The sequence below is a fragment of the Streptomyces sp. NPDC093591 genome, from assembly GCF_044764885.1.
GTDB lineage: Bacteria > Actinomycetota > Actinomycetes > Streptomycetales > Streptomycetaceae > Streptomyces.
On the sequence record NZ_JBIWIY010000011.1, the window covers coordinates 38,809 to 53,438 of the forward strand.

Sequence of the window (14,630 nt, forward strand, 5' to 3'; positions counted from 1 at the left end):
ATTCGTCCTCGCCCCGTTTCGTGACGCCGTATGGCGCCTGATCACTCTCCCGGGAGGAGTGGATGAGCGGAACCTGAAAGATTCCAGGGTGCGCATCGAAGCGTTCGGTGCATGCGGCCTTACGTGGAACTGCGCAGCGCCGACCAGGTGTTGGGGCCCACGACGCCGTCGGCATCCAGGCCCTTGGCGCTTTGGAACTCCTTGACCGCGGCCAGGGTGGCGTCGCCGAACTGGCCGTCCACGCCGGCGCTGCCGACGCTGTAGCCGCGCTTTTCCAGCATGCACTGCACCTGTGTGACGCGCCGGTTCTTGTCGCCGTACCGCGTCAGTTCGGTGCCGGAGTAGTGCGTGCACTGGGTGTTCCAAGGCGGTTCAGCGGGCGTCGTGGCGGTCTCGGTCGGAGATGTGCCGGCGCCGCCGCTGCTTCCGCTGCCGGAGGTGGCGGTGACGGTGACCGTGGGCTGCGCACCGCCAGTGCCGCCGCCGGCCCCGGACGCATCGCCGCTGCCGTCGGCTGCTCCGCCCGTGGCCTGCTCGTCCTCGCCTTGCTTCTCGCCCTTCTCCTTGTCCGTCTCCGTCTCCGTCTCCTTCTCTTTCTCCTCGACGGAGGGGGAGGCGGAGGGGCTGGGAGAAGCTGACGCCGGCTCATTGTCGGAGGCAGTGCTGCTGGAGGTGCTGGAGTTCGTCGGGGAGGCGGAGGCTCTTTCATCGAGTTCGGGGCGGGTGAGCAGGAAGGCGCCGACGGCCACGGCGACCACGGCGATGCCTGTGACGACTGCGAGATACGGCTTCCGTCGTGATCGTCGCGTGTGCGCCAGGGACGTGGCCGTGCCGTACGCGCCCTGTGGGGTGGATGGAGCGCCGTACTGACCGGGAGGCGTGGGCGGGGTGCCGTATCCGCCCGGAGGCGTCGCAGATCCGAAGGCGGGGCCGGGGGCGGGGAAGGCCACGCGTTCCGTGGGGGCTCGGAAATGACCGGTCTGCTGGGCGGAGGCGCGGTCCAGTACCTCGCTGGCCTGTTGCCGGGAGAGCAGCCGGCCGTGCAGTGGCTCCCGCCAGGAGGGCGCGTGGCCGTGCCCGGCGGCTGTGGCCGCGTCGATCAACTGCCGCGGGGTGGGCCGTGCGGCCGGGTCCTTGGCGAGGCAGGCCGACAGGAGCGTGGCCAACGCGGGGGCCGCCCTCACGAGTTCGGCCATGACCTCCGGCTTGGGCTCCTCGAATGCGACCCGGTGCATCACGTCCACGCCCGTTCCGTCACCGAAGGGGGCGCTGCCGGTGGCGGCGTAGGTAAGGCTCCCTGCGAGCGAGAAGACGTCGGAGGCGGTTTCGCAGCGGCCCTCGCGCAAGTACTCGGGCGCCATGTAGGCGGGCGTGCCGACCCTGCTCCCGGTCGAGGTGATCGCGCTGCTGTCGGCGGCCTGCGCGATGCCGAAGTCGATGACGTGCGCGCCCTGCGGGGACAGGATCACGTTGGACGGCTTGAGATCCCGGTGTACGACATCGGCGGCGGCCATCGCCGACAGGACCTGCCCGAGGTCGGCGACCAGCCGCCACACCCCGGCCGGCTCCAGTACGCCGTACTCGCGTACGGCGTCGGCGAGGTTGAGGCCGGGCACGTACTGCGTGGCCATCCACAGCAGCGTGTCGTCGAACCCGGTGCCGAGCAGCTGCGGCGCGCGCGGGGTGTGCACGCGGGCGTGCAGCGAGGCCTCCCGCTCGAAGCGCCGCCGGAACCTCGGATCTTCGGCGTACTCCGGGCGGATCACCTTGACGGCGGCGAGGCCGGGGGAGTTGTCGGCGGGGCGGGCGAGATAGACGCGGCCCATGCCGCCGCTGCCGAGGAGGCCGAGGGGGACGTAGGGTCCGATGCGGCCGGGATCGGTCGGCTGCAGCGGTGTCGCGCCCGCCTCCTGCAGGGCGGCGTCACCGGACGCCGGGGTGTGGGGCGGCACGGGCTGCCGCTGGTCTGTCATCGATCCCCCGAGGGCTGTTCTGCCTGCCTCCCCAACGTGCGCTTGTGTCACGCCAGTTGAAGCGAGGCTATCGCGTGGGGGCGGGGGAGTGGCCCCGAGGCGCCGGGAAAACCGGAATTCCCGGGGCAGGGGTACGGCCCCAGGTGAAGGGAGCGGCGGGCGCGGCGGTGGCCAGGCTGAGACCGGCGCCGGACAGCGGGACGGCGGCGGAGCCCGGGAAGGACACGACCCTGCAACATCGCAGGGTCGTCGAGACCGCAGGGTCGTGGAGACACTGTGGACGGCCGCCTGAGCCGAGCGGCAACTGCTAGCGTTCGGGCCGATCAATACCGGGTCTACCAGGGGGAGTAACCCAAGATGAAGCGTCCGATGGCCGTTGTCGGCGTCGCCACCGCCGTCGTTCTACTCGCAGGTTGCGGCGGCGGCAACGACGACAAGTCCGACTCGAAACCTGACAGTGATGGCAGCACCGCAGCCGCCACACCGTCAGCTCCGGCAGCCGCTTCCTTCGACCCGCCCAAGGCATTCGCCGCGCTGTCGGCGTTCGGGATCGAGCGCACCGACAAGGACAACCAGTATTCGCTCCACGCCGGCATGGTGGGCCAGAGCTCCCTGATCGCGGGACGCACCGGCGTCACCGGCCGCAACATCGCGGCGCAGGGCGAGCCGTGGACCGTCCCGTCCGCCGGGGCACCCACCACCGAGACGCTGGACGTGACCGCACCGATGGGCGTCCAACTGGACGGCAAGGACGTCGTGGCGATCGCCTACGTTCAGAACGACAAGGGCAACGGCACCCAGAAGGCCAAGGGCCAGGTGGTGTTCCAGTGGCTCAACGCGACCGACGGCAAGAAGGTCGCCGAGGTCACCGCGGACCTCACCCCCGCCCTCGGCGCGGGTCAGGGCGGCGACAACGTGGTGAGCCAGGCATACGACGCCGCCACCGGGCAGATCGTCGTCGGTGTCGGAGCCGACGGCGAGGAGGCCGCCAAGAAGGGCGGCGAGGTGTTCACGGTCTATGCCGACCCGAAGACCAAGAAGTCGAACGTCATCCCGTTCGTCACCCCTGCGGGCGTGCTGAACGGTGTCGTCGCCGGCGCGAAGGGCAACAACCGGGAGGGTGCGGCCGACGGCACGATCGTGATCGCCGATGGCCCCACCGGCAAGATCACCAAGCAGACCCCGACCAAGCAGGACTACCTGAACCCGGCAGGCAGCGGCTCCAAGCGCGCCTACCTCGCCTCCAACTCGTACGTGGACGACGACAAATACAACAACGTCCTCTACTCGGTGGACATCGCCAGCGGCGCCGTCGTAGAGACCAAGTCGCAGGTCGTGGACGAGCGGGTGAGCACCTTCACCTGCTGGGGTGATCAGGCCAAGGCCGTGGTCTGCACCTCCGGCCAGTCCGGCGGCCCGGAGATCATCGGCTTCGACGACACCACCGGCAAGAAGACCTGGGGGTACACCGACGAGTCGGCGAGCCGGGTGGTCCCGACGGTCACCGCGGCGTACCACGGCATCGTCTACGCCCAGTCCGAGGTCCAGCCGGTGCTGATGAACGCGGCGACCGGCGAGGACGTCAGCACGCCGAGCGCGACCTCGAGGCCTTCGTACACCAAGGACCCGAGCACCACGAACGGTTCGGACATGTCGCTGTACGACGGCAAGCTGAAGTCGCCGACGGCGGTCACGCAGTACGGCGGCGCCTACCTGCAGGACCCGACCGGCAGCAACTACGACCTCGAGTCGGTCCTGATCGCGCTGGCACCCAGGGCCTGATCACCTGAGAGCGGGTCGGAGGGCCGGGTCGTCCGGCCCTCCGGTCAGCACCGGGACGGCGGCTAACAGCCGCCGGGCAGTTCGCACCACACGGTCTTGCCGGCCGGGGGCAGCCACACGCCCCAGCGCCGTGTGACGGCGTCGAGCAGGAGGAGGCCGCGGCCGGTCTCGTCGTCCTCGCCGGGGTTGCGTGCGATGAGCCAGGCGTGTGCGTCGGGGTCGGTGACCTCCAGGCGCGTACAGCCGTCCGGGGCGCGGAACAGGCTGACGCTCACCGGTGTCGCCTCGCCGACGTGGTCGATCACGTTCGTCAGCAACTCGGTGACACAGAGCAGGACTTCGGAACAGGGCGCGCCCAGGTGCTCGCGGACGGCGCGGCGTACCTCCGGTACGGCCTTCGGGAGCGCGAGTAGTTCGAGGGTGAGCGGTCCGGTCACTGGACGGCCGCCTTGCGCAGGGCGTCGACGAGGGCGCGGGCGGTGGCCTGGTTGCAGTTGCCGAGCGCGATGAGGGGCCGGGTGGGGAGGGTGCTCGCGAAGGACGGCAGGTCGACACCGAGGGAGGGGAGGGTGATGCCGTTCGCCTCCAGTGCGGCGCGGAGGTCTTCGACGCAGGCGTCGGTTTCGTGGTGGGGGTTCATGGGGGTGCGCCTCCGTGTGCGTTCTGTGATGAATCGCTCACAGCGTGGCGTCGGGTTGCGTAGCGTGAAAGGGGTTTTGGGTGCGCATGCAACAAGAGAAACGGCGGTGGTGGGTTGTGCCCGCGAAGAAGGACCCTGACGCGTCGACGAGTGTTCCCTGCTTCTACGGTGCCGAGTTGCGCTATCGGAGGGAGCAAGCTGGCCTGACGCTGGAGCAGTTGGCGGAGGGCAGCTTCCGGGGGATCTCGTTCCTCAGTCAGATCGAGCGGGGCGAGCGGGGGATGCCGATGGATCTGGCCCTGCATGTGGACAAGCGGCTGGGCACGGACGGCTTTTTCCAACGGCGTTGTGAAGACGCGGCCAAGGCACGGCGAGTGGGCATCGCCCCGCACTTCGCGGACGCCGCCGACCTGGAGAAGCAGGCGCGGAGCATCGAGGACTGGGCTCCCTTGCTGGTGCCCGGACTGCTCCAGACCAGGGCGTACGCGACGGTGATCGCTCGGTCGGCGATGCCGCGAGCCTCGGAGGCCAAGGTCGAGGAGGTCGTGAAAGCCCGTCTGGAACGGGCGACGCTCTTCGCGAGGGAGTCGCCGCCGAAGTTCTGGGCGATCCTCGACGAGTCGGTCATCCGGCGGCGGGCGCTGCCTCCTGCGGGGATGGCCGAACTGCTGGACCACATCGCCGCGGTGGTCAGGGCCACGCGGTCGCTTGTGCAGATCGTCCCGGAAACCTCGGTGCACCCGTTCATGATGGGGCTGACGCGGATCATGACCTTCCATGACGCACCACCGTTGGTGTACACGGAGGGCCTGCACAGCGGCCAAGTGATCGACTATCCGGCCCTCGTGATGGAGTACCGCGAGTCGTACGATCTGCTCAGGGCCGCCGCGCTGTCACCGGAGGCCTCCCTGGCCATGATTGAGGCAGCAGCAGAGGATTACCGGAATGAATCCGAACAGCAGGACCGACCTGAGCTCCGTTGAGTGGCGCAAGAGCAGCTACAGCAGCGGAACCGGCGGTGAGTGCCTCGAAGTAGCCCACAACCTCCCCGGCATCACCCCCGTCCGCGACTCCAAGAACCCCGAGGGCCCGGCCCTGGTGTTCCCCACCCGAGCCTGGGCCCTCTTCGTCAAGTCCCTCTAGCTCAGCCGTCCACCTCGTACTGCCCGACCTCCAGGAAGTACCGCATCTCCTCCGGCGTACCCTCGATGGCCTGCTCGGCCGCCGCGCGCAGGGCGTCGCTGATGGTCGGGTCGGCGAGGATGCGGGCGATGCGGACGCGGTCGTCCTCGGCCACGGCGAGGCGGTAGCCGGTCTCCAGGAAGGCGCGCAGGGCCTCCGGGGTGTTGGCGTCGAGGGCCTCGTTGGCCTCCCTGATGACCGCCTTGTCGGTCTTCGGGTCCGCGGAGGCGAGGATGCGGGCGATGGCCACGCGGTCGTCCTCGGCCTGGGCTATCCAGCGGCCCGTCTCCAGGAAGTACCGCTGGTCCTCGATGGTGCCGTCCAGGGCCGCCTGTGCGGCGGCGTAGACGGCCCTGCCGGTGTCCGGGTCGGCGATGATGCGCGCGATCGCGACGCGGACGTCGTCGTCGGACATCTCGTCGACGCCGGGGTCGTCCGTCGTGGACGCGGTCGCCACGGTGGTGGGCGACGACGCGGTCGACTCGACGGCGAAGGCCGGCGTGGTGAGCAGGACGGCCGACGTCAGGGCGGTGGCCGCCACGGTCAGGGCGGCGCGGGTCAATCTCACGGTGAACCTTCCTCGTGTGCCTGGGCAACAGGGATGGAGCGAAGAACCGGCGGATGACGCGCAGGCCCCCGAAACGTCCCCAAGCCCCGTGCGTCATCTGCCGGTACGGACATTCTCGCTTCGGCCCGCCGCGGTCGCCTAGCAGTTCTTGCTGACGACGTCCTTCCACATCTGCCCCGTGCCCGTGTACTCCGTGCCGTTGAAGTGCACGGACTCGCGGTCGGCCTCCGTGGGGATGCCGGTGAGCTTGTAGCGCTGCTCGTAGTGCAGGTGTGCCCAGTTGCCGCTGTTGCTGCCGGTCGCGCCGATGCTGCCGATCCTGGTCTTCGCGGTGACCACGTCGCCCACCTGGACGTATGTGTCGTGCTTTTCCTTGAGGTGGTAGTACGCCGTGTACCAGCCGGCACCGTGGTTGATGACGATGACGTTGCCGGCGCCCCGGTCCCAGAAGGTGCGGGCCACCGTGCCCAGGTAGCCGGGGTACACCGCCTTGCCCGACGACCCCGTGTTGTCCTTCACCACGATGTCCACCGCCGGGTTGTGGCCGCTGTCGTAGGTGTCGATCCGCCAGTGCGTGTCGCAGGCGAACGGCATCTGGAACCTGGGCTTGGTCAGATCCGCGACCACGTCGGTCACCTGGTCCGTGGCCGGAGCCGCCGTTGCCGTGGTGATGGCGGTGAGCTGGAAGCCGAGTGCGAGTGCGAGGGCGCCGGCCGCGAGGGCGGCGGGCGTCCTGCGGTGCCGGGTCAGGGCGGTCGTCTTCAGCGTCTTCATGTGCGTCTCCCCGTTTTCTCGTTCTCGTTCTTCTTCGTCGTTCTTCGTGTTGGTGGGGCGGACCGGCGCGACGGCCGGTGGCTCAGCAGGACTTCACCCACTCGTGCGAGCGGATCACCAGGCCGCCCGGGTCTGGGAAGTTGACCTTCTGGAGCTCCTGGATGCAGCCGAAAGGCTCCTTCCACTGGGCCTCGCGGAAGAGCTTGACGTCGTGGTGCGGATCCCCGACGTAGCCGTTGTTGAAGGCCGACCTCGGCCTGACGGTCTTCGCCCAGTCGCAGACGATGACGCCGCCGATCCAGTCGTGGTCCCGCTCGTACCAGGCACACATCTCGCCCTGCCCGTCCGGCTTCGTGAAGAAGCAGACGTCGCCCTGGTCGCAGCGGGCGTACCCCTGCGGCGCCGGTTCGCGCAGGGAGAGGAGGCCGGCGGTGGCCAGCGACACCACCGCCACCGCCGCGAGCGAGATGAGGATGGCCGGATGCGGGCCGCGCCGCGGCTTCAGGCGGGGCAGTCGCGGGGAGCGTGCCGCCCCGGCGGCGGCCTCGACCCGGCGCAGCAGAGCCTGCGCGGTGTGCGGGGCCCGGGCGGCGTGGGTGGGGGCGAGGCAGTCGGCGACGATCTGCCGCCAGACGTCCGGGAGTTCGGGCGAGAGACGGAGCTCGTCGCGGCCCTTGGCGTAGCGCTGGACCGCTTCCCGGCGGGCCGTCGGGTTCGTCCCGGGGAACGGCAGACTGCCGGTCAGCACCAGGTGGGCGATGATGCCGAAGGCCCAGATGTCGGCGGTGGGACGGGTCTGGTGGCCGCGTTCGCCGACCTCGGCCCACAGCAGTTCGGGCGGGGTGTAGTCGGAGGTCGTGAACGCGGGGGAGTAGGCGTGGGTGCCGTCCAGTTCGGCGGCCAGGTTGAAGTCCGCGAGCCGGACCGAACCGTCCGCCATCAGCAGCACGTTGGCGGGCTTGAGGTCGCCGTGCACCCAGCCCGCGTGGTGGAGGTGGGCCACCCCTTCGCAGATCTGGGCGACCAGGGAGGGCCCGCCCGGGACGGCGACGGCATGGCCGGCGGGCGCGCTCCTGCGGCCCCGCAGCCGGGCCGACAACTGGTCGAGCAGCTGGTCGAGGGAGCCCTCGGCGCGTTCCAGTACGAGGACCGTGGCGCCGTCGAGGCCGGGGCGGGCGGGGTCGTCCACGGTCAGCGCCTCGTACATCCGGATCAGGCGCGGACGCTGCAGTCGGCGCAGCAACTCGGTCTCCCGCTCGGCGAGTTCCCGCAAGTGGTGCAGTTGGCGTGGCGTTTGGGTACCTGTGGGCAGGAACTTCAGTGCGACCTCGGACGGCAGGTCCTCGGCGGACTCGGCGGACTCGGCGGACTCGGCGCGCTGGGCGGCGTACACACTGCCGAAGCCCCCGGACGCGATGGGTTCGCGCACCTCCCAGGCACCGACGCGGTAACCCCGTGGGACCTCCACGGCGTGGGTCGACGACTCGCCGCTCATCGGACGAGGCTCCTGTCCCCGTTCAGCAGGACCAGGTCGTCCTCGCGTACGAGGTCGAAGCGCAGGGCCAGGGAGACCAGGCGCTCCTTCTTGCCGTTGAGGCGGGGGCCGCCGCAGGGCGTCGAGTCCGGAGCGGGTTTGAGGCGCAGCTTGACCGCCAGGTAGTCGATGTTCCACGCCACCGACGCGCGGGAGACCGACGGCCACAGGGGGCGCAGCCGCTCGACCAGTTCCTCGGCGGTGGGCAGCGGGGCGTGCGGCTCGCCGCGCAGGCGCTCGGCGCACAGGGCGACCAGGACCTGGAAGTACCGCTTGCCGCGGTCGAGTGGGAAGGCGCACGTCGTGGCCGCCCCGTCGCGCGGGCCGGGGCGGTCCAGGAAGTCGTGGCGCGGTGCCCAGACGTCGAAGCTCAGCAGGTCGCTCCCGGCGGGCAGGACCACGCGGGCGAACTCGAAGGGCACCGGGGCGTCGAGCCGGCCCGGCGCGACCTTGATGTGCTCACCCGCGCCCTCCGGGTTCTCGACCACGTACGTCTGCGCGCTGCTCAGGTTGCTGAGCCGCCAGTAGGCGCCCGCGGCGGTGATCTCTCCGGCCGTACGGGAGACGCCCTCGTGCGCGATGGTCAGGTGCGGGCCGTGCGGTGGTGCCATGCGGCCGAACGGCAAGGAGTCGCCCGGCTCCAGGTGAAGGTGATCGTCCGGGCACGCGCTGTGCATGGGCACGACGATGATGCTGTGCATGACTGTTTCCTCCCCCGACAGAAACTGGGGCCAGGGTAGGAAGAGAAAGCGCGGGCATTCCAAGAGCATGCAAAAACGGCGTGTCGTGCACAAAATATGCGAGGTTATGCGATAAAGGCGAACGGCCTCCGGCCCTCCCCCGAGGGAGCCGGAGGCCGCGGATCGGCCGGTCAGCAGGTCAGCAGACCGGCAGCCCCGGCACGGGCTCGTAGTTGTTGCCGCCCGAGACCTTGGTCGCCGGGAACCAGCCCCAGGCCTTGTGCTCGCTGCCGGTGTCGCCCTGGGTGTAGAGCCACCAGTCGTTACGGGCGTTGCCGACGGGCGGGTTCGGGAAGCTCGGGTCCTTCGTCTGGCAGACGAACCAGTTGTCGCCCGCGTACAGGTAGCCGATCTTGTTGCGGTACCAGATGATGTCGCCACCCTGGTAGTTGTGGCAGTAGCGGGCCGTGAACGTGCGCCCGTCGGGGTCGGTCTTCGTGCCGGCGTTCCCCCAGCAGCCGTTCGGTGCCGCGGACGCGCCCGTCGGTGTCAGGGCGACGGCGCCCGTGGCCAGTACGGCCGCCGCACCCAGCGAGGCGAGCATGCGCTTCATGGTCGGTGTCCTTCCGGTGTTGCCACCCCCGTTGGTGGACACGACCACCGTGCCGCCGGCCGCCCGCGGGCGGTACCTCAGACCTCTCAGGGTCACTTCTTGCCGGGCGGTGTGTACTCCTTGAGGTAGTGGGCGACGCGGGTGGCGTAGTCGCGGTACTGCGGGGGAACACCGCCCGCGTTGTTCACGACCTTGGTGGAGGTCCGGTATGCGGCGGCCAGCAGCACCTGGCGGTCGCCGGCCAAGCCGCTCTGGTTCAGGCGCGGTTCCATGAAGCAGAGGTAGCGGCCCACGGCGGGGATCGACTCGGCGGGCGAGAGAGGAGGCTTGGGGGTCTCCTTCGCGGGGACGCCGTCGGCGCGGATGTACCAGCGCAGGATGCTCGGCGTCCAGCGGGCGATGCCGTACTCGCCCTCCTCGCCCACGGACGGGTCGGAGAGGTCCGGGTCGAAGTTGCTCTCCGCCTTCAGCAGGGCGGCGATGAGCGCGGGCGTGACCTCCGGCTGGACGCAGTCGTGGGCGGCGTCGACGATGAGGCGGCGGTAGGCCACCGGGACACCTTTGTCCGTACGGAGTTCGGAGGCGCCGTAGGTGGCGGACGTGACCTTCGTGGTCTCGCCGCCCGACGCGCCGGCCCCCTCGGTCCCGCCGCCGGCCCAGCTGCTGATGCCGTAGCCGAGGGCGGACACCGCCACCACGGCGGTCGCGGCGGCCACCATCGCCGTACGGCGGGAGCGGCGGCGGGGGAGGAGGGAGCGCGGCAGGCGCGGTGAGCGGCCGGTGCCCACCGCGGCCTCCACCCGCCGCAGCAGGTCCTGGGTGCCGATCCGGTCGGCGTGCGTACGGGTCAGACAGTCCCGCACGATCTCCCGCCAGCTGTCCGGGAGTTCGGGCGACAGACGCAGCTCGTCGGTGCCGCGGGCGTAGGCGGCGGCCGCGTCACGGCGGGTCGTAGGGGTGGCACCGGGGAGCGGGAAGGAGCCGGTGAGGACCAGATGGGCCAGGACACCGAACGCCCAGACGTCGGCCGACGGGCGGATACGGCGGCCCCGCTCGCCGATCTCCGACCAGAGGAGTTCCGGCGGCGTGTAGTCGGGGGTCGAGAACGCGGGCGTGTACGCGTGCGTGCCCTCCAGCTCCGCCGCCATGTTGAAGTCGGCGAGCCGGGCCGAACCGTCCTTCATCAGCAGCACATTGGCCGGTTTGAGGTCCCCGTGCACCCAGCCCGCGTGGTGCAGCTGCGCCAGTCCCTCGCAGATCTGCGCGAGCAGCGCCGGTCCGCCCTGCGGCCTCGGTGTGTGCGCCAGCAACGCGGACAGCGACCCTTGCGCCTTCTCCAGTACGAGGACCGTGGCGCCGTCGAGGGCCGGCTGGTCCGCGTCGTCGACGACGAGGGTCTCGTACATCCGGATCAGCCGCGGCTGCTTCAGCCTGCGGTGCAACTCGACCTCGCGGTCGATGAGTTCGCGCAGGTGGGCGAGTTGGCGCGGGGTTCCGGTGCCGGTGGGCAGGAACTTCAGGGCCACCTCGGCCGGCCGGTCCGGGCCGGCTCCGACGCGCCTGCCCGCGTACACGCTCCCGAACGCCCCCGTGGCGATCGGCTCCCGCACCTCCCACTCGCCCACCCGGTACCCCTTCGGCACCGGCACGGCGTACGGCTCGGTCACCGGCCGGTCCGGCCGGGCGCCGGGGCCGTCGAGGACGCGGGCTCCCTCAGCACGATCAGGTCGTCCTCCCGGACGAGGTCGAAGCGCAGCGCCAGCGACACCAGGGACTCCTTCTTGCCGTTGAGGCGCGGGCCGGTGTCCGCCGTCTCCGGGCCGGGCTTGAGCCGCAGCTTCACGGCGAGGTAGTCGATGTTCCACTGGACCGAAGTGCGGGAGGCCGCAGGCCAGTTGGGGCGCAGCCGGTCCACGACCTGGTCGACCGTGGGCAGCGGGGCGTGCGGTTCGCCGCGCAGCCGGGGTTCGCACAGGGCGGCCAGGACCGCGAAGTACCGCTTGGTGCGGTCGACCGAGAACGCCGGGGCGGTCGTCGCGCCGTCCAGGCCGCCGTCGCAGCTGAGGTAGTCGTGGCGCGGCGCCCACACCTCGACCGCCAGCAGATCGCCGGCCGCGGGCAGCACGATCCGCGAGAACTCGAAGGGGACCGGCGCGTCAAGGCGTCCGGGCCCGACCTTGATGTGCTCGCCCGCGCCCTCCGGGTTCTCCACGACGTACGTCTGTTCCCGGCTGAGGTTGCTCAGTATCCAGAAGGCGCCCTGCGCGGTGATCTCACCCGCTCTGCGGGAGACCCCGTCGTGCGCGATGGTGAGGTCGTTGTCGGAAGCGGAACGCCCGAAGCTGAGCCGCTCGCCGGGAGCCAGCCGGAGCTGGGCGGTCCGGGTGCGGTCGGTCTCGTCCTCCGTGGTCGGCGGAGGTACCACGATGATGCTGTACAAGGTGCGTCTCCCCGTGCCTGACGGCTACCCACGTCAGAGTAGGGCGACGCAGCGGGGCCGTGTCCCCCTCATACGGGTGAGACACGGCCCTCGGCTGTGATTGGCGAGAAGACGTCGCTCGCCGTTTGGTGTTCAGACGCTCAGGCGTCCAACGCTTACTGGTTGCGGATGACGATGGACCCGCACACCTTGTCGGCGAAGGTCTGCCGCTTGGCGTCCCACGCCGGCCACAGCCAGCCGAGGTAGCAGGCGAGGCTGTCCAGGAAGTGGGCGAGGCGGCGCACGAACGCCATGCCGACGCCCAGGGGCTGGCCGGTCTCCTCCTTCACCAGGCGGATGCCGAGCGCCTTCTTGCCGAGGGTCTGGCCGTTCTTGCCCTCGAGGATCAGCTGCCAGATCGCGATGCCGATCATGATGACGTAGCCGATGCCCATCACGGCGAAGTTCTTGTTGGCCCCGCCGATGCCGATGATGATGTAGGGCGGCGCGAACACGAGCATGTCGACCAGGGTGCCGAGGAAGCGCTGGCCCCAGTTCGCGTACGACGGCGGCATGCCGTAGCCCGGCTGCTGCGGGTAGCCGTAGCCCGGGGCCTGCGGGTAACCCGGGGCCTGCGGATAGCCGGGCTGCTGCTGCGGGTAGCCGTAAGCCTGCTGCGGCGGGACTCCCTGCGGGGCCTGCGGGTAGCCGTAGCCGGGCTGGGCCGGGGGCTGCTGGGGCGGGTAGCCAGGCTGCTGACCCTGCGGGGCCCCGTACGGGTTGTTCGGGTCGCCGAAGCTCATGGCGGTGGTTCCTCCGTTGTCGCGTTAGTGCGGGGACGACGCGCGGCAAAGTTCGGAGGAATGTTCAACGTGGATGCGGTCCGTCCCCCCGGCACTGCCCGCGGCACTGCGCCGTTCATCGTTCTTTAGGGTCGGCTGATTTGTCCAGCCGCATTCGCTATGTGTTGTGCAAGTGCAACATCACTGATCATGGGCCGGTACGCGGCGTGCGGCGCTCCGACGGCCCAGTGGTACCCGGATTGGAACCGCGAGGGCGTCATCCGCGAGGATGGGGGGCATGACCGCCCAGATTCTCGATGGCAAGGCCACCGCAGCCGCGATCAAGTCCGATCTGACCGCCCGCGTGGCGGCGCTGAAGGAGAAGGGCGTCACGCCCGGCCTCGGCACGATCCTCGTCGGGGACGACCCCGGCAGCCAGAAGTACGTCGCCGGCAAGCACCGCGACTGCGCCCAGGTGGGCATCGCCTCCATCCAGCGCGAGCTGCCGGCCACGGCGACGCAGGAGGAGATCGAGGCGGTCGTCCGCGAGCTGAACGAGGACCCGGGCTGCACCGGTTACATCGTCCAGCTGCCGCTGCCCAAGGGCATCGACGAGAACCGCATCCTGGAGCTGATGGACCCGGCCAAGGACGCCGACGGCCTGCACCCGATGAACCTCGGCCGCCTGGTCCTGAACGAGCCGGCCCCGCTGCCCTGCACCCCCAACGGCGTCCTCACGCTCCTGCGCCAGTACGGCGTCGAGATCAAGGGCGCCGAGGTCGTCGTCGTCGGCCGCGGTGTCACCATCGGCCGGCCGATGCCGCTGCTGCTGACCCGGCGCAGTGAGAACGCGACCGTGACCCAGTGCCACACCGGCACGCGGGACCTGGCCGCGCACCTGCGCCGCGCGGACATCATCGTCGCGGCCGCGGGCTCCGCCCACCTGATCCGTCCCGAGGACGTGAAGCCGGGCGCCGCCGTCCTCGACGTCGGTGTCTCCCGCAACGCCGAGGGCAAGATCGTGGGCGACGTCCACCCCGGCGTCGCCGAGGTGGCCGGCTGGATCTCCCCGAACCCCGGCGGCGTGGGCCCGATGACCCGGGCACAGCTGCTGGTCAACGTGGTCGAGGCGGCGGAGCGCAGTGTCGGCTGAACCGGGCGCCGGAAAGGCGCAGGAGGTCCAGGACGTCGAGGAGATCGAGGTCCGGGACCCGGTGAGCGCGCCGGACGCCGACGGTGTACCCCGGCGGACCACCCGACGCTTCCCGCTGTTCACCAGGGACACGGCACGCCCCGAGGGCGGCGGCCGCGCCGCGGCCGGTGACGCCCCGGCGCCCGCCCGGCAGTGGCCGGTCCTCCTGGTCCTCGGCCTGGTCGGGGTGGGCCTGCTGATCACCGCGCTGGACGTGTTCCGGGCCGGCACGCTGGTGATCGGTGGCGCCCTGCTGACCGGCGCGGTGCTGCGCTGGCTCCTGCCGAGCGTCGGCATGCTCGCCGTGCGCTCGCGCTTCACGGACATAGTGACGTACGGCGTGCTGGGCCTCGTGATCGTGCTGCTGGCGTTGATGGCGCAGCCGGACCCGCTGCTGAGCATCCCGTTCCTGAAGGACGCGCTGCACTTCACGGTGGAGAACTGAAGCACCCGGAGAACTGCACGCGGCGAACTGAAGCGCTTCGCGTGAC

The 14,630-nt window shown here is 70.6% G+C and carries 16 protein-coding genes; 5 read left to right on the top strand and 11 right to left on the bottom strand.

Annotated features, from left to right (window positions below; genetic code table 11):
* Nucleotides 1–119: 119 nt before the first annotated feature.
* Entirely contained in the window at nt 120–1,973 is a 1,854-nt protein-coding gene (locus ACIREI_RS23550) for a protein kinase (protein WP_403336050.1), read from the bottom strand.
* A 357-nt stretch (nt 1,974–2,330) separates the two neighbouring features.
* On the opposite strand from ACIREI_RS23550, the gene ACIREI_RS23555 reads away from it, so the two are divergent.
* Nucleotides 2,331–3,755 (top strand): hypothetical protein, encoded by a 1,425-nt coding sequence (locus tag ACIREI_RS23555; RefSeq protein WP_403336052.1) that lies wholly within the window; start codon nt 2,331–2,333, stop codon nt 3,753–3,755.
* Nucleotides 3,756–3,817: 62 nt separating this feature from the next.
* Here ACIREI_RS23555 and ACIREI_RS23560 read toward each other — a convergent pair whose 3' ends face one another.
* Entirely contained in the window at nt 3,818–4,192 is a 375-nt protein-coding gene (locus ACIREI_RS23560; protein ID WP_403336055.1) for an ATP-binding protein, read from the bottom strand.
* On the bottom strand, nt 4,189–4,395 hold the full coding sequence (locus tag ACIREI_RS23565; RefSeq protein WP_403336057.1) for a hypothetical protein: 207 nt from the start codon (nt 4,393–4,395) through the stop codon (nt 4,189–4,191). The genes ACIREI_RS23560 and ACIREI_RS23565 overlap by 4 nt, the downstream gene beginning before the upstream one ends.
* Nucleotides 4,396–4,511: 116 nt before the next feature.
* Here ACIREI_RS23565 and ACIREI_RS23570 point away from each other — a divergent pair, with 116 nt between their 5' ends.
* Both ACIREI_RS23570 and ACIREI_RS23575 read left to right on the top strand, forming a co-directional pair.
* Nucleotides 4,512–5,378 carry a helix-turn-helix domain-containing protein gene (locus ACIREI_RS23570; protein WP_403336737.1) on the top strand — a complete coding sequence of 289 codons (867 nt, stop codon included), beginning with the start codon at nt 4,512–4,514 and terminating at the stop codon, nt 5,376–5,378.
* A complete protein-coding gene (locus tag ACIREI_RS23575; RefSeq protein WP_403336059.1) occupies nt 5,341–5,538 on the top strand; it encodes a DUF397 domain-containing protein in 198 nt (65 codons plus the stop codon). The genes ACIREI_RS23570 and ACIREI_RS23575 overlap by 38 nt, the downstream gene beginning before the upstream one ends.
* 1 nt (nt 5,539) lies before the next feature.
* Here ACIREI_RS23575 and ACIREI_RS23580 read toward each other — a convergent pair whose 3' ends face one another.
* The 8 genes from ACIREI_RS23580 to ACIREI_RS23615 form a co-directional block, all read right to left on the bottom strand.
* Nucleotides 5,540–6,145, bottom strand: a complete 606-nt coding sequence (locus tag ACIREI_RS23580; protein WP_403336062.1) for an ALF repeat-containing protein — start codon at nt 6,143–6,145, stop codon at nt 5,540–5,542.
* Nucleotides 6,146–6,283: 138 nt separating this feature from the next.
* Nucleotides 6,284–6,919 (bottom strand): M23 family metallopeptidase, encoded by a 636-nt coding sequence (locus ACIREI_RS23585; RefSeq protein WP_403336065.1) that lies wholly within the window; start codon nt 6,917–6,919, stop codon nt 6,284–6,286.
* 82 nt (nt 6,920–7,001) lie between these two features.
* Nucleotides 7,002–8,414, bottom strand: a complete 1,413-nt coding sequence (locus tag ACIREI_RS23590) for a protein kinase (protein ID WP_403336068.1) — start codon at nt 8,412–8,414, stop codon at nt 7,002–7,004.
* Nucleotides 8,411–9,154: an FHA domain-containing protein gene (locus ACIREI_RS23595; RefSeq protein WP_403336071.1), complete on the bottom strand. Its 744-nt coding sequence runs from the start codon at nt 9,152–9,154 to the stop codon at nt 8,411–8,413. Before ACIREI_RS23595 ends, ACIREI_RS23590 begins: the two co-directional genes overlap by 4 nt.
* A gap of 178 nt (nt 9,155–9,332) precedes the next feature.
* Nucleotides 9,333–9,746: a hypothetical protein gene (locus tag ACIREI_RS23600; protein WP_403336074.1), complete on the bottom strand. Its 414-nt coding sequence runs from the start codon at nt 9,744–9,746 to the stop codon at nt 9,333–9,335.
* Nucleotides 9,747–9,838: 92 nt separating this feature from the next.
* On the bottom strand, nt 9,839–11,413 hold the full coding sequence (locus ACIREI_RS23605; protein ID WP_403336076.1) for a protein kinase: 1,575 nt from the start codon (nt 11,411–11,413) through the stop codon (nt 9,839–9,841).
* The gene (locus ACIREI_RS23610) at nt 11,410–12,186 is read right to left on the bottom strand and encodes an FHA domain-containing protein (protein WP_403336079.1); all 777 of its coding nucleotides are present in this window, start codon (nt 12,184–12,186) and stop codon (nt 11,410–11,412) included. The genes ACIREI_RS23605 and ACIREI_RS23610 overlap by 4 nt, the downstream gene beginning before the upstream one ends.
* Before the next feature lie 155 nt (nt 12,187–12,341).
* Nucleotides 12,342–12,968, bottom strand: coding sequence for an RDD family protein (locus ACIREI_RS23615; protein WP_403336082.1), 627 nt, complete (start codon nt 12,966–12,968; stop codon nt 12,342–12,344).
* Nucleotides 12,969–13,245: 277 nt separating this feature from the next.
* Here ACIREI_RS23615 and ACIREI_RS23620 point away from each other — a divergent pair, with 277 nt between their 5' ends.
* The gene (locus ACIREI_RS23620; protein ID WP_403336085.1) at nt 13,246–14,100 is read left to right on the top strand and encodes a bifunctional methylenetetrahydrofolate dehydrogenase/methenyltetrahydrofolate cyclohydrolase; all 855 of its coding nucleotides are present in this window, start codon (nt 13,246–13,248) and stop codon (nt 14,098–14,100) included.
* Entirely contained in the window at nt 14,090–14,584 is a 495-nt protein-coding gene (locus ACIREI_RS23625) for a DUF3017 domain-containing protein (protein WP_403336087.1), read from the top strand. Before ACIREI_RS23620 ends, ACIREI_RS23625 begins: the two co-directional genes overlap by 11 nt.
* Nucleotides 14,585–14,630: the final 46 nt, after the last annotated feature.